This is a genomic window from Paraplanobispora siamensis, from assembly GCF_016863175.1.
Classification (GTDB): domain Bacteria; phylum Actinomycetota; class Actinomycetes; order Streptosporangiales; family Streptosporangiaceae; genus Planobispora; species Planobispora siamensis.
In genome coordinates, this window is sequence record NZ_BOOJ01000012.1 from 84,091 (window position 1) to 98,888 (window position 14,798).

At 71.2% G+C, this 14,798-nt stretch carries 9 protein-coding genes; 4 read left to right on the forward strand and 5 right to left on the reverse strand.

Going from position 1 to position 14,798, the window contains the following annotated elements; genetic code table 11:
* Nucleotides 1-31: 31 nt before the first annotated feature.
* Entirely contained in the window at nt 32-3,925 is a 3,894-nt protein-coding gene (hrpA, locus tag Psi01_RS06050) for an ATP-dependent RNA helicase HrpA (protein ID WP_204062938.1), read from the forward strand.
* 747 nt (nt 3,926-4,672) lie between these two features.
* Here the strand turns inward: hrpA and Psi01_RS06055 are convergent.
* Both Psi01_RS06055 and Psi01_RS06060 read right to left on the reverse strand, forming a co-directional pair.
* On the reverse strand, nt 4,673-5,749 hold the full coding sequence (locus Psi01_RS06055) for a hypothetical protein (RefSeq protein ID WP_204062939.1): 1,077 nt from the start codon (nt 5,747-5,749) through the stop codon (nt 4,673-4,675).
* A complete protein-coding gene (locus Psi01_RS06060; protein ID WP_204062940.1) occupies nt 5,749-6,861 on the reverse strand; it encodes an NlpC/P60 family protein in 1,113 nt (370 codons plus the stop codon). The genes Psi01_RS06055 and Psi01_RS06060 overlap by 1 nt, the downstream gene beginning before the upstream one ends.
* A gap of 306 nt (nt 6,862-7,167) precedes the next feature.
* On the opposite strand from Psi01_RS06060, the gene Psi01_RS44760 reads away from it, so the two are divergent.
* Nucleotides 7,168-8,289 carry a hypothetical protein gene (locus Psi01_RS44760; protein ID WP_507763454.1) on the forward strand — a complete coding sequence of 374 codons (1,122 nt, stop codon included), beginning with the start codon at nt 7,168-7,170 and terminating at the stop codon, nt 8,287-8,289.
* Between the two features lie 69 nt (nt 8,290-8,358).
* On the opposite strand, the gene Psi01_RS06070 is transcribed toward Psi01_RS44760, so the two are convergent.
* Nucleotides 8,359-10,755: an ATP-binding cassette domain-containing protein gene (locus tag Psi01_RS06070; RefSeq protein ID WP_204062942.1), complete on the reverse strand. Its 2,397-nt coding sequence runs from the start codon at nt 10,753-10,755 to the stop codon at nt 8,359-8,361.
* Nucleotides 10,756-10,862: 107 nt separating this feature from the next.
* On the opposite strand from Psi01_RS06070, the gene Psi01_RS06075 reads away from it, so the two are divergent.
* On the forward strand, nt 10,863-11,630 hold the full coding sequence (locus Psi01_RS06075; protein ID WP_204062943.1) for a MerR family transcriptional regulator: 768 nt from the start codon (nt 10,863-10,865) through the stop codon (nt 11,628-11,630).
* A gap of 33 nt (nt 11,631-11,663) precedes the next feature.
* Entirely contained in the window at nt 11,664-12,314 is a 651-nt protein-coding gene (locus Psi01_RS06080) for an HAD family hydrolase (protein WP_239127159.1), read from the forward strand.
* Between the two features lie 202 nt (nt 12,315-12,516).
* Here the strand turns inward: Psi01_RS06080 and Psi01_RS06085 are convergent, their stop codons facing one another.
* Together Psi01_RS06085 and Psi01_RS06090 are read right to left on the reverse strand one after the other, a co-directional pair.
* Nucleotides 12,517-14,055, reverse strand: a complete 1,539-nt coding sequence (locus tag Psi01_RS06085; protein ID WP_204062944.1) for a gamma-glutamyltransferase family protein — start codon at nt 14,053-14,055, stop codon at nt 12,517-12,519.
* 132 nt (nt 14,056-14,187) lie between these two features.
* The gene (locus Psi01_RS06090; protein WP_204062945.1) at nt 14,188-14,757 is read right to left on the reverse strand and encodes a PadR family transcriptional regulator; all 570 of its coding nucleotides are present in this window, start codon (nt 14,755-14,757) and stop codon (nt 14,188-14,190) included.
* Nucleotides 14,758-14,798: the final 41 nt, after the last annotated feature.

Consider the following 14,798-nt stretch of genomic DNA (forward strand, 5'->3'; position numbering starts at 1 on the left):
ACCCGTGGGCCGAAAGTATCCTGGTTGCAGTATGGGAACGCCTTCGTTGACATCTCCGCTCGCCGATCTCCGCACCCGTCTTCCCGAGCTGACGCTCCGCGACCAGCGACGGCTGGGACGGCGGCTCGACGGCGCCCGGAAGGTCAGGAACCGCTCCGCGCAGCAGAAGATCGCCGAGGAGATCGGCGCCGACATCGAGCGGGCCGAGCGGCGGATCGCCGAGCGCCGCGCGGCCGTGCCCGCGGTGACCTATCCGGAGGCGCTGCCGGTCAGCCAGCGCAAGGACGACATCCTGGAGGCGGTCCGCGACCACCAGGTGGTGATCGTCGCCGGTGAGACCGGCTCGGGCAAGACCACCCAGCTGCCGAAGATCTGCCTGGAGCTGGGCCGGGGGGTCAAGGGACTGATCGGGCACACCCAGCCCCGCCGGATCGCGGCCAGGACCGTGGCCGAGCGCGTGGCCGAGGAGCTCGACACCCCGCTCGGCGACGCGGTGGGCTACAAGGTGCGCTTCACCGACCAGGTGAGCGACAGCACGCTCGTCAAGGTCATGACGGACGGTATCCTCCTGGCCGAGCTGCAGAGCGACCGCGATCTCGCCCAGTACGACACGCTGATCATCGACGAGGCGCACGAGCGCAGCCTCAACATCGACTTCATCCTCGGCTATCTCAAGCAGCTCCTGCCCCGCCGTCCCGACCTGAAGGTGATCATCACCTCGGCGACCATCGACCCGGAGCGCTTCTCCCGGCACTTCGGTGAGGCCCCGATCGTGGAGGTCTCCGGCCGGACCTATCCCGTCGAGGTGCGCTACCGGCCGGTCGGCGAGGACGACGACCAGATCCAGGCCATCGGCGACGCGGTCGACGAGCTGTGCCTGGAGGGACCCGGCGACATCCTGGTCTTCCTCAGCGGCGAGCGCGAGATCCGCGACACCGCCGACGCGCTGGCCAAACGCAAGGACGTCGAGGTCCTGCCGCTGTACGCCCGGCTGTCGGCCGCCGAGCAGCACAAGGTCTTCCAGCCGCACCGGGGCCGCCGCGTCGTGCTGGCCACCAACGTGGCCGAGACCTCGCTGACCGTCCCCGGCATCAAGTACGTGGTCGACCCCGGCTTCGCCCGCATCTCCCGCTACAGCCACCGCACCAAGGTGCAGCGCCTGCCGATCGAGGCCATCTCGCAGGCCTCGGCCAACCAGCGCAAGGGCCGCTGCGGCCGCGTCTCCGAGGGCGTGTGCATCCGGCTCTACGAGGAAGAGGACTTCCTGTCCCGGCCGGAGTTCACCGACCCGGAGATCCTCCGTACGAACCTCGCCTCGGTCATCCTGCAGATGACCTCCATCGGCCTGGGTGACATCGCCGCCTTCCCGTTCGTCGAGCCGCCGGACCAGCGCCAGGTCAAGGACGGCATGGACCTGCTGCGCGAGCTGGGCGCCTTCGACGAGGCCAGGCGCATCACCCCGCTGGGCCGCAAGCTCGCCGGGCTCCCGGTGGACCCGCGCCTGGCCCGGATGGTGCTGGAGGCCGACCACAACGGCTGCGTGCGCGAGGTCATGGTCATCGCCGCCGCCCTGTCGATCCAGGACCCGCGCGAGCGCCCGGCCGACAAGCAGCAGGCCGCCGACGAGATGCACCGGCGCTTCGCCGACAAGGAATCGGACTTCATCTCCTACCTGAACCTGTGGAACTACCTGCAGGAGCGGCAGAAGGAGCTGTCCTCCAGCGCCTTCCGCCGGTTGTGCAAGGCCGAGTTCCTCAACTACCTGCGCGTACGCGAGTGGCAGGACGTCTACAGCCAGCTGCGGCAGATGTCGAAGTCCCTGGGCGTCACGCTCAACAGCACCCCCGGCGACGAGCAGAAGGTCCACGTCTCCCTGCTGTCCGGCCTGCTGTCGCACATCGGCGTCAAGGACATCGACAAGAAGGGCCCCCAGGACGGCCCGCGCCGCCCCATCACCGAGTACATCGGCGCCCGCAACGCCCGCTTCGCCATCTTCCCCGGCTCCGCGCTGGCCAGGAAGCAGCCGCTGTGGGTGATGTCGGCCGAGCTGGTGGAGACCTCCCGGCTCTGGGCCCGGGTCAACGCCAAGATCGAACCCGAGTGGGTCGAGCCGCTGGCCCAGCACCTGATCAAGCGCACCTACTCCGAGCCGCACTGGGAGAAGAAGCAGGCCTCCGTGGTGGCCTACGAGAAGGTCACCCTGTACGGCGTGCCGGTCGTGGCCCAGCGCAAGGTCAACTACGGCCGCATCGACCCCGAGACGAGCCGCGAGCTGTTCATCCGGCACGCCCTGGTCGAGGGCGACTGGGAGACCCACCACGCCTTCTTCAGGGAGAACCGCAAGCTCCTGGAAGAGGTCGAGGAGCTGGAGGAGCGCGCCCGCCGCCGCGACATCCTCGTCGACGACGAGACCCTGTTCGACTTCTACGACCAGCGCGTCGGCCAGGAGGTCGTCTCCGGGCGTCACTTCGACTCCTGGTGGAAGAAGGCCAGGCAGGCCGACCCCGACCTGCTCAACTTCGAGAAGTCGATGCTCATCAGCGAGACGGCCGGGGACGTCAGCCAGCGCGACTATCCCGACGTCTGGCGCCAGGGCGGGCTGCGCTTCCCGCTGACCTACCAGTTCGAGCCGGGCGCCGACGCCGACGGCGTCACCGCGCACATCCCGCTCTCGCTGCTCAACCAGGTCAACGTCGAGGGCTTCGACTGGCAGATCCCCGGCCTGCGCGAGGAGCTGCTCACCGCGCTGATCCGGTCCCTGCCCAAGAACATCCGGCGCAACTTCGTGCCCGCCCCCAACTACGCCAAGCAGGTCCTCCAGCGGGCCAAGCCCACCCAGGAGCCGCTGCTGGCCGTACTGGAGCGGGAGCTGCTGAACCTCACCGGCATCCAGATCCCGCGCGAGGCCTGGCAGCTCGACAACGTCCCCGACCACCTGAAGATCACCTTCCGGGTGATCGACGGGCGCAAGCACAAGCTCGCCGAGAGCAAGGACCTGGCCGACCTCAAACGGCGCCTGGCCCCCAAGCTCCGCCAGACCCTGTCCAAGGCCGCCGGCATGGAGCAGTCGGGCCTGACCACCTGGAGCCTGGGAGAGCTGCCCAGGACCTTCGAGCAGCGCAAGATGAAGGCCTACCCGGCGCTGGCCGACGAGGGTTCCAGCGTGGCCGTGCGGATGTTCGAGACCGAGGCCGAGCAGCGCCGCGCCATGTGGGAGGGCACCCGCAGGCTGCTGCTGCTCAACACCCCCTCCCCGGCCAAGTGGGTCCTGGGCCGCCTGGACAACCAGGCCAAGCTGACGCTCAGCCGCAGCCCGCACGCCGGCGCCACCGCGCTGTTCGACGACTGCATCGCCTGCGCCGCGGACAAGCTCATGGCCGAGCACGGCGGTCCGGTCTGGGACGAGTCGGCCTTCGCCACCCTGCACGACAAGGTCCGCGCCGAACTGTTCGACACCACCGCCGAGGTCGTCGACCGGGTCAGGGCCATCCTGGCGGTCTGGCACACCCTGAGCACCCGCCTGGGCGAGGCGCGCTCCACCCCGGCGGTGGAGGACGTCCGCGACCAGGTCGCCAACCTCGTCTATCCCGGGTTCGTCACCGCCACGGGCTACAAGCGCCTGCCCGACCTGCTGCGCTATCTGAAGGCGGCCGAGCGCCGGCTGGACAAGCTCCCCGACGACCCGTACCGCGACGAGGAGCGCATGCACAAGGTCCACGACATCGAGGACGACTATCACGACCTGCTGGACAAGCTCCCGCCCGCCCGCCGCGGCGACGACGAGGTCCGCCAGATCCGCTGGATGATCGAGGAACTCCGGGTGAGCTACTTCGCCCAGACCCTCGGCACGCCGTACTCCATCTCCGACAAGCGCATCCGCAAGGCGATGGAGGCCATCGACCTGGGCAGCTCCTTCCAGCGCTGACCCCGGCGCCGGGGCGCGTCCCGCGGATCCCCGGCCGTTCGGACCGGTTCCCGTGATCTGCGGGACACGGCATGGAGGGCTGGATGAGCAGGGCCTGATGCGGCAGGCGGGTACGGCGGCGCATTCCGGGCGTCGAGCCCATCCGTGGGGCGGGCCCGTCCAGGTGAGGGGTCTGCTGCTGGGCGCGTCCGTCCGGGGAAGGGGCCTGGCCCTGAGGGGCCCGCCCGTGGGGCGCGTCCGTGGTGGGCCGGGTGTTGCCCGCCCAGGTGGCGCTGTACGACGACCCGGGTGAGCAAGTCCTGAGGTCGGGTTCGTCGTCGGGGAGTGCCGGCGGGCCGGTCGGGGGCGCCTGCGATGCGCCTTCCAGTTGAGATGACCGGCGCCCCGGTGGTCGCGGCAGGCTCGGCCATGGGGCGGCGCAGCTCGGGTGGGCAACGCCCGGCCCACTGGGGACGTGCCTTACGGGGGTGGGTCCCTCATCCGGGCGGATGTGCTTCACGGGCGGACTTGCGGGCCGGTCCGCGTTGCCGTGCTCGCCTGCTGTTCCGGGATGTGCTTGCCCGGCTCGTCGCGCGTCGCAGTCCGGGGTGGACAGCACCCGGCCGGCCCGGTGGCCGCCTCCCCGACGCTCTTCCCTCCGGCGCCGTGGACCTGCGTGACTACGTCAACCGGCCGTAGGGTCCGGTGTGCCCCGGTCACGGGTTCGCGTGATCGGGGCGCACCGGATGGTTCCCGCTGTTTGAGGGGTCAGTGGATGTTGACGGGGCGGTAGGCGCGGAATTGGGTGCCGGCCTTCAGCCCGTGGGTGACGATGCGGTGGTCGGTGCCGTAGCCGGCGCGCTGCTGGTAGGCCCAGTAGGAGGTGTGTTTGGCGTCGGCCCAGCGGTCGAAGATGACCACCATGCGGGCGGTGTTGCCGCCGACCGGGTCGATCACCAGGTCGCCCTGGAGCAGCTGGTTCATGGCGATCGGTTTGGTGTAGGCGGGCTTGGCCAGATCCACCGTGATGGGTCCGGGCTTGCCCAGGCCCAGGGCCATGGAGACGTAACCCGAGCCGTCGGTGCGGTAGCCGCCACGGGTCTTGGTCTGGCTGTAGGGCACCCGCTGCGCCGTGGCCGGACTCCACGTCTTCGCCCGCGCGACCACCTGGGCCCGCGCCACGCCGGGAGCCGACCAGAGCGCCGAGACGATGATCTGCCCGTCCCCCGCCTGCGGCTGGTACCGCTCGGGATACTTCGACACCTGCACGCGCTGGCAGACGTCGCCCACCACCGCCGATTGCCAGGAGCCGTCGGGGTACTTGCGGAGCATCTTGTCCAGGAACGCACCGGTCGCCCACGCCACGTTCAGCCGCTGGGCGGCGCTGCCCCAGGTGGCGCGCTGCTGGAACACCCCCAGGCTGTCGTGGTCCACCTCCCGGTTGATGTTCCGCACGCCCGTCTCGACGATGGCCGTGGTGATCGCGATGACCGCCGCCCGCTGTGAGAGGCCCCGGGCGCGGACCGTCTCGATCACCGCCCGGGCGCAGGAGACGCGGTAGCCGTCCATGTAGCCGCGCAGCTTCTTCGTCAGCCGGGTGTTGAGCCAGGCCGCCAGCTCCGTGTCCTGCGCCGTCACTCCCCTGGAGCCGCAGGGAGCGGTCGGCAGGGGGGCGGCGGTGGCGGTGGTCACGGCTGCGGTTGCGATGGCTGCGGTGGCGGTGGTGGGGGCGACAGCGGCGGTGGTGGCGGGCGCGGCGGCCACGACCGTGGCCGCCGTGAGCGGGAGCACCGCCGCGATCACCCCGGCCCGCGGCGGGCCGGAACGGGTCCGTGACCGGCGCATCAGCGGATCCTGACGGGGCGGTAGGCGCGGAATTGGGTGCCGGCCTTCAGCCCGTGGGTGACGATGCGGTGGTCGGTGCCGTAGCCGGCGCGCTGCTGGTAGGCCCAGTAGGAGGTGTGTTTGGCGTCGGCCCAGCGGTCGAAGATGACCACCATGCGGGCGGTGTTGCCGCCGACCGGGTCGATCACCAGGTCGCCCTGGAGCAGCTGGTTCATGGCGATCGGTTTGGTGTAGGCGGGCTTGGCCAGATCCACCGTGATGGGTCCGGGCTTGCCCAGGCCCAGGGCCATGGAGACGTAACCCGAGCCGTCGGTGCGGTAGCCGCCACGGGTCTTGGTCTGGCTGTAGGGCACCCGCTGCGCCGTGGCCGGACTCCACGTCTTCGCCCGCGCGATCACCTGGGCGCGGGTGATCGTGGGAGGCGGCACCGGCGCGTCCTCGCGGATGTTCAGCGCCCGGTAGGGCTTGTACTCACTCCCCGACGACAGGCCGTAGCTGCGCGTGCGATAGTCCGTCCCGTAGCCGCCGCGCTGCTCGTAGGCCCAGTACGAGGTGCGCTTGGCGTTGGCCCACCGGTCGAAGATGACGACGTGCCGGGTGGTGTTGCTGCCGATGGCGTCGATGAGCAGGTCGCCCCTGCGCAGGTCGGCGATCTTGATGGAGCGGGTGTAGGTGCTCTTGGCCAGGCCCACGGTGATGGGACCGGGCTTGCCCAGACCCAGCGCCATGGAGACATAACCCGAACAGTCGGTGCGGTAGCCGCCGCGGGTCTTGGTCTGGCTGTACGGCACGCGCTTGGAGGTGCCCGGGTTCCAGGTCTTGGCGCGGGCGATCATCTGCGACCGTGTGATCGGGGCCGCGGCGACCGCGGCCATGGTGTCCACGCTCTCCGGTTCCCCGGACGGCTCCGAGGACGGGCTGGGTGTCGCGGATGGGCTCGGCGTCGGGGTGGGGGTGGGGGTGGGGGTGGGGGTGACCGCCGCGAACGGGCGCGCGGGGGTGTGGGGCGCCGCCTGTGCGGGGGTCAGCGCCACCAGCCCGCTTCCGCATGCGGTCACGGTGATGAGCGCCAGACTTCCCGCTCTGTTCCAGAAGTTCGGGGTTGGGGGCATGTTCTCTCCTCGGTCCCGTCGTGGATGTTCGGCCGGCCGGCGGGCCACACACTGTCAGGAAATTTCTGAAACATGACGTGAAACCGGTGAAGTTGGGACAATATCTCCCCTTGGTGCCGACGTGACCTGTGATGACTCAGAGCCGGTGAGACAAGGTTGGGACGAACCAGCATGGCGAATGGAGCCGGGAACATGAGCCGAAGCCGGCGACTGCGACCGTTACCCGACGACCTGCCCGAACCGGTCCGCGTTCTCCTGGGAGAGCTGCGAGCCCTGAAGGATCGGGCGGGGCTCGACCTGCGGGCGCTGGAGCAGGCGACGCACGCGAGCCGGTCCTCCTGGGGACGATGGCTGGCCGGGGACACGTGGATCCCGGCGGAGGCCGTGGAGGGGCTGGCCCGGCTGTGCCGGGAGGACGAGCGCCGGTTCCGCGCGCTGTGGGAGGTGGCCGAACAGTCCCGGCGGATGGCCGGGGTCGGCCTCGAAACGGACGGCCGGGATCGGATGGAGGCAAGCGGGGGAAGTCCTGCGCCATCGGTGCCGGGTCCGGGCGAGGTCTCGGAGAAGGTGCCGGGTCCGGGCGCGGCGATGGAGGGGGTCTCGGGTCCGGCCAGGGCAATGGAGGAAGTCGCGAGTTCGGGCACGGCGGTGGAGACGATCGCGGGTCCGGGCGGGCACGGGCAGAAGAGGCCTGCTCCACCGATGCCGAGCGGAAGGGCACCCGTGCCGGACGGAGGGGCACCCATGCCGGACGGAGGGGCACCCATGCCGGATGGAGAGGCGCCCGTGCCGGGCGGAGGAGCACCCGTGCCGGACGGAGGGGCACCCGTGCCCGGTACGGCCCCGCCACGCGGACCGGCGGGCTTCCTCCGGTGGCGGTTCCGGGTGGGGGCGGTCCTGGGCCTGTCGGCCGGAGTGATCGCCGGGTTCATGATCGCCGGCTCGTTCTCCGGGAGCGGGGCGAGCGGCGAGGAGGAACCGACCCCGACGCCCACCCGCACTCGAGCCGAGGCGGTCACCCGGACCGAGGTCATCGCGCGGGCGAAGACGTGGAGTCCGGCCACGGCGCAGCGGGTGCCCTACAGCCAGACCAAGACCCGTGGCGGCTACCGCACCGACGGCTCGGGTTACGTCTCCATGGCCCTGGGCCTGGGCAAGCCCGGACCCATCACGGTGGATCTGGCCAAGCCCGCCTACACCAAACCGATCGCCATGAACCAGCTGCTCCAGGGCGACCTGGTGATCGACCCGGTCGGCGGCAACACCGCCCGCATGGTGGTCATCTTCGACCGCTGGGCCGACGCCAAACACACCTCCTACTGGGCCTACCAGCAGCGCGCCGGCTACGGCACCGACCACCGCATCGTCACCCACGGCCTGAAGGCCGGCACCCAATTCCGCGCCTACCGCCCGGTCAACATCCACTGACCCCTCAAACAGCGGGAACCATCCGGTGTGCCCCGATCACGCGAACCCGTGACCGGGGCACACCGGACCCTACGGCCGGTTGACGTAGTCGCGCAGGTGGATCGCCGTCAGGGACGTCCCGGTGCCGACGAGGTCGGCGGGGGCGCCGGAGAAGACGACCTGGCCGCCGTCGTGACCGGCGCCCGGGCCGAGGTCGATGATCCAGTCCGCGTGGGCCATCACCGCCTGGTGGTGCTCGATGACGATGACCGTGTTGCCGGTGTCGACCAGCCGGTCCAGCAGGCCCAGCAGATGGTCGACGTCGGCCAGGTGCAGGCCGGTCGTCGGCTCGTCCAGGACGTACGTGGTGCCGTTCCTGGCCATGTTGACCGCCAGCTTCAGGCGCTGCCGCTCGCCCCCGGACAGGGTGGTCAGCGGCTGGCCCAGGCCCAGGTAGCCCAGGCCCACCGACGACAGGCGGTCCAGGATGGCCTGCGCGGGGCCGGTGGTGAAGAACTCGGCCGCCTCGGCGACCGGCATCTCCAGCACCTCGCTGATGTTCTTGCCGCGCAGTGTGTACGACAGCACCTCGGGGGTGAACCGCCTGCCCTCGCACTCCTCGCACACCGTCGCCACCCCGGCCATCATCGCCAGGTCGGTGTAGATGAGCCCGATGCCCTTGCAGGCCGGGCAGGCGCCCTCGGAGTTCGCGCTGAACAGGGCGGGCTTGACCTTGTTGGCCTTGGCGAAGGCCGTACGGATCGGGTCGAGCAGGCCGGTGTAGGTGGCCGGGTTGCTCCGGCGCGAGCCGCGGATCGGCGACTGGTCGGCCACCACCACGCCCTCCCGGCCGGAGACGTAGCCGTGGATGAGCGAGCTCTTGCCCGACCCGGCGACCCCGGTGACCACGGTCAGCACGCCGAGCGGGATGTCGACGTCGACGCCGCGCAGGTTGTGCAGCGTGGCGCCCCTGATCGGCAGATGCCCCTTGGGCGTGCGGAAGCTCTCGCGCAGCCCGACCCGGTGGTCGAGATAGCGGCCGGTCAGGGTGCCGGAGGCGCGCAGCCCCTCCAGGTCGCCGGTGTAGCAGAGCCGGCCGCCCGCGGCACCGGCGCCGGGGCCGAGGTCGACCACGTGGTCGGCGATCTCGATCATCTCCGGCTTGTGCTCCACGACGAGCACGGTGTTGCCCTTGTCGCGCAGCTGCAGCAGCAGGCCGTTCATCCGCTGGATGTCGTGCGGGTGCAGCCCGGCGGTCGGCTCGTCGAAGACGTAGGTGACGTCGGTCAGGCTGGAGTTGAGGTGCCGGACCATCTTCACCCGCTGGGCCTCGCCGCCGGAGAGCGTGCCGGACTCCCGGTCCAGGCTCAGATAGCCCAGGCCGATCTCCACCAGCGAGTCCAGCGTCGACTGCAGGCTCTGCAGGACCGGCCCGACGGCGGGGGTGTGGATCTTCCGCAGGAACTCGGCCAGGTCGTTGATCTGCATGGCCGAGCAGTCGGCGATGGTGAGGCCGTCGATCTCCGCCGAGCGCGCCGCCTCGTTCAGGCGCGTGCCGTCGCAGTCGGGGCAGTGGACGAGCTTGACCGCCCGGTCGGCGAACTCGCGCGCCTGCCCCTTCATCGACTCGCGGTCCTTGCCGAGGTACTGGCGCCGGACCTTGACGACCAGCCCCTCGTAGGTGAAGTTGTTTGAGCCGACCTTGACCTTGACGGCGGGTCTGTGCAGGAAGTCCTCCCACTGCTGCGGGGTGAAGTCCTTCAGCTTGACCGCCGGGTCGTAGAAGCCCGAGTTCGCCATGATCTGCCAGTACCAGGTGTCCACCCCGAACCCGGGCACCTTGATCGCGCCCTCGTTCAGGGACAGCTCCCTGTCGACCAGTTCGTCGGTGTCGATGTCGGTGATCTTGCCGAGCCCCTCGCAGGCCGGGCACATGCCCTGCGGGGTGTTGAAGCTGAAGGCGAAGGCGGGGCCGACGTACGGGGTGGCGAGCCGGCTGAACACGATGCGCAGCATCGTGTAGGTGTCGGTGGCGGTGCCCACGGTCGAGCGGGCGTTGGCGCCCATCCGCTCCTGGTCGACGATGATCGCCGCGCTCAGGTTGTGCAGCGCGTCCACGTCGGGCCGGTTGAGGGACGGCATGAACCCCTGGATGAACGCCGTGTAGGTCTCGTTGATCAGCCGCCGCGACTCGGCGGCGATCGTGTCGAAGACGAGCGAGGATTTGCCGGAGCCGGAGACCCCGGTGAAGACGCTGAGCCGCCGCTTGGGGATGTCGAGGGAGATCCCTGTGAGGTTGTTCTCCCGCGCTCCGCGGACCTGTATGTGGTCGTGGCTGTCGGCGGCGGTGTGATCGGTCCTGTGCGCGCCGCCGAGGCGGACGCCGTTGTCGTGATGGGCCGGTGCGGCGCCGCCTTCCGGCAGGCGGCCGTTCCCTTCCGGGGAAATTCGAGGTGTGGATGCTCCTGAACCGTGTCCGGGATTCATGCCTTCAAGTCTCTCATTGAACTAGATATGAAGACTTTTGCCAGGACGATGCGAGATAATCACAGGAAATGGAGAATAACCTTCAACTCAGCGGCGAAGCCCGGACCATGTCGGACGGGTCGGAGGAGCGCGCGTCGGCCGGGCTGCGCCCCGTCGACCTGGCCCGCCTGGTGGGCCTGTCGACCCAGCAGATCCGCAACTACGCCGAGATGGGCGTCCTGCCCCCGGTTCCGCGGACCCCCTCCGGCTACCGCCGGTTCGACGCCCGGCACCGCCGGGCCCTGCTGGCCTGCAGGGCGCTGGAGCGGGGGTACGGCCTGCACGTCGCCCGGTCGATCATGCAGGCCGTACACGCCGGTGACCTGCCCCGGGCGCTCACGCTCATGGACGCCGGCCATGCCGCGCTGCACGAGCAGCGGATCTCCCTGCGGGCGGCTGGAGAGGCGCTGGAGGCGGTCGCGGAGCAGGCGCCGGAGGCCGCGGACGTGCCGCGGCAGGGCATGCGCATCGGAGAGGTGGCCGCCTACCTGGGCGTGCGAACATCGGCCCTGCGGCTGTGGGAGTCGGCCGGGCTGCTGACCCCACGGCGCGAGGCGATCACGGGATACCGCCGCTTCGACGCCGCCGACGTCCGGGACGCGCGGATGATCCAGCTGCTGCGCCGCAGCCGTTATCCCCTGGCCGTCATCAGGCCCATCCTCGACGGCCTGCGCCGTACCGGCAGCAGTGACGCGCTGCGCGCGGCCATCGCGCAGCGTCAGGCGGAGCTGATCGAGCGGGCGGCCGTCATGCTCGAAGGCGCGAGCCTGCTCCACCGGCACCTGGTGGCGCTGGGACTCGTTGCCGACATCTCGACCACCCGGCCGGATGAATAGGATTCGGGGGTCCTGAGCGAAGGGGAGGATGCCGTGGTCCGGGCGGTGGTGTTCGACGTGGGGGAGACCCTGATCGACGAGACGCGGATCTGGTCGCGCTGGGCGGACCGGCTGGGCGTCACCCGGTTCACCATGCTCGGCGTGCTGGGCGGCATGGCCGCGCTCGACCGGTCCTTCGCCGAGGCCTTCGAACTCATCCGGCCCGGTTTCGACGTCGAGGCCGAGCAGGAGGCGTGGAGGCTCGACGACCCCGAGGGGCTCCGGGTGAACTTCGACGCCGGGGACCTCTATCCCGACGTACGGCCCGGCCTGGCCGCGCTCCGCGACCTCGGCTACGAGCTGATCATCGCGGGCAATCAGCCGCCGCAGGCCTACGACGCGCTGGCCGCGATGGACCTGCCGGTGGACGCCGTCTACACCTCCGACGGCTGGGGCGTCGCCAAGCCCGACCCCGCGTTCTTCGCCAAGGTCGTGGCGGTGTCCGGCCGCGAGGCCGGGGAGATCCTCTACGTGGGCGACCGCCTCGACAACGACGTGCTCCCGGCCCGGCGCGCGGGCATGCGGACCGCCCTGATCCGCCGCGGCCCCTGGGGCTATCTCCACGCCGCCCGCCCCGAGGCGGCCCACGCCGACCACGTCGTGGACGGTTTCCCCGACCTGGTCGCCGCACTCGGGCGCCGCTGACCGCCGTACCCCGCCTCGCCGTACCGGCGCCGTGGGGAGCCTGACGTTTCGCCGCGCAGGGGAAGCGCACGGGAGCCGGAGGCCCCGCCTCGCGGCCCGGGAGCCGGAGATCCCCCTCACGGCACGGGAGCCGGAGATCCCCCTCACGGCACGGGGGGCCGGGGGCCCGCCTCCGCGGTGAGGGAGGCGGGGGGCAGGAGCGTCAGAGGCCGAGGGCGGCTCCGATGAGGGAGCGGGGGTCGGCGGCTCCGGCCAGGACGCCCGAGGGGAGCACGTCGATCAGGTGGGCGTGGCCGAAGGCGGAGCCGTACGGCAGGGAGCCGACGGGGTGCCCGCGCTCGGCGAGGCCCTCGGCCCACGGGCCGCCCTCCTCCACCTCGACCACGGCCCGGTCGGGGTCGACCCAGGTGTCGAAGCCGGTGCCGCCGGAGGCCAGCCGCCAGCGGGCGGTGCCGACGGCCCGGCCGGGGTCCTGGCCGTGCAGGAGAAGGCGGGTGATGACCTGCATCAGGATCTGCGGCTGGGCGTCGCCGCCCATGGTGCCCACCACCGAGCGGAGCGAGCCGTCCGGGTGGGTGATCAGCCCCGGGACCAGGGTGTGCGGGGGACGCCTGCCGGGTCCGTACTCGGCGGGGTGGCCCGGCGCCAGGGAGAAGCCGATGCCCCGGTTGTGCAGGTTGATACCGGTGCGCGGTTCGAAGACCAGGCTGCCGAACCCGGCGGCGTTGGACTGGATCAGGGAGACGCCCATGCCCTCGCCGTCCACCGCGCACAGGTAGGTGGTGTCCCCGGGGGAGGTCAGGTCGCGCACCGAGAGCCGCCGTGCGGGGTCGATCAGGGTGCGGCGCCCGGCGGCGGAGTCCAGGACCCCGGTGACGGACGCGCCGTCGTAGAGCACCTCCGGCCGGTCGTGCCCGGCGACCCGCGCGGACTCGGCCAGCAGGTGGGCCCAGAGCGGGTCGGCCGGGTCGGCGGGCAGGTCGAGGCCCTCGGCGACGGCCAGGCCGAGCAGCATCAGGTAGCCCTGGGAGTTGGGCGGCATCGTCCACACGTCGTGCCCGAAGAGCCGCATCCGCAGCGGGTCCACCCACTCGGCGCTCTCCTTGGCCAGGTCGTCCTCGGTGTACTCGCCGCCGCCCGCGGCGACCAGCCCCTCCCCGAACTCGCCGAGATAGAAGCCGTCGCGCCCGCCGATCAGCGCCTTCAGAGACCGGGCCACCCCCGGCCGCCGGATCAGGTCGCCGGCCGAGCGCGCGGAGGCGAAGTCCTCGCACAGCGGACCGACCGTCGCCAGGGCGGGCGCCAGCAGCGGCGAGGCGGGGAAGCCCTCGGTGGCCAGGCCGATCGCCGGGGTCAGCACCTCGGCCAGCGGCAGCCTGCCGTAGCGGCCGTGCAGGGCCAGCCACCCGTCGGCGCAGCCCGGCACGGGGGCGGAGCGGAGGTCGTGGTGGAACGGCATGCGCGTGTGCCCCTCGGCCCGCAGCCGCTCCGGGTCGGCGCCCGATCCCGCCCGGCCGGAGGCGTTGAGCGCCGCGGGCGTGCCGGAGCCGTCGTGCACGAGCGCGAACAGGTCTCCGCCCAGCCCGCACATGTGCGGGGCCGTCACCGCCAGTACGGCGTTGGCGGCGACCGCCGCGTCGGCGGCCGACCCGCCGCGCTCCAGCATCGCGACCCCGGCCCGGGAGGCCAAGTGGTCGACCGTGCAGACCATGCCGGAACGCGCGTATCGAGTGTTGTGCATGTTCAAGAGCGTACGACCGGGCGGAAAAGCGCCACGTCCGGGTACGGCGTTGCGGACGGTGCCGGTGAGGGCGGTGGGGCCCATGCCGCCAGGGGCGGTGGTCCCAGGCGGAGGCGGCGGAGGTGAACGCCGTCAGAGGCGGTAGCTCCAGGTGATCGCGCCGTTCCGCAGATCGCCGGCGAGCTCGCGCACGTAGTCGATCTCGGCCCGCAGGACGGCCCGCTGGTACTCGGACTCCACGAGGAAGACGCGCTTCAGGAACGTCCCGGTCTGGGCGATCTCGGTCTCCAGCGCGGCCAGCCGTTCCTGAAGGGAGGTCAGGCGCTCCTCGATCGCGGCGGCCGCCTCCTCGGGGGGCAGCACCGGCAGGAAGGCCAGTGCGGCGGGGAACTCGGGGAACTCCCTGGCCGGGGTGGACAGCATCGTACGCATCCACTGCACGAGCGTCTGCCGGCCGGTGCCGGTGAGCTCGTAGACGGTCCGCTCCGGGCGGTTCTCCTCGCGCGAGGTCTCGCGGACCGCGATGAGCCCGTCGCGGAGCAGCCGGTCGATCGTCTGGTAGACGCTGTTGCGCTGGGCGACGTTGACCACGTCGTCCTTGTGCCGCTCCTTGATCAGCTGCTGCATCCGGTAGGCGTGCATGGGCTCCTCGGCGACCAGGGAGAGCAGGGCCATGGCCAGCGGAGAACGCCTCGTCGACATGGGCTCATCGTAGGCTTGCCGGGTTTTAGTCATAATATGTA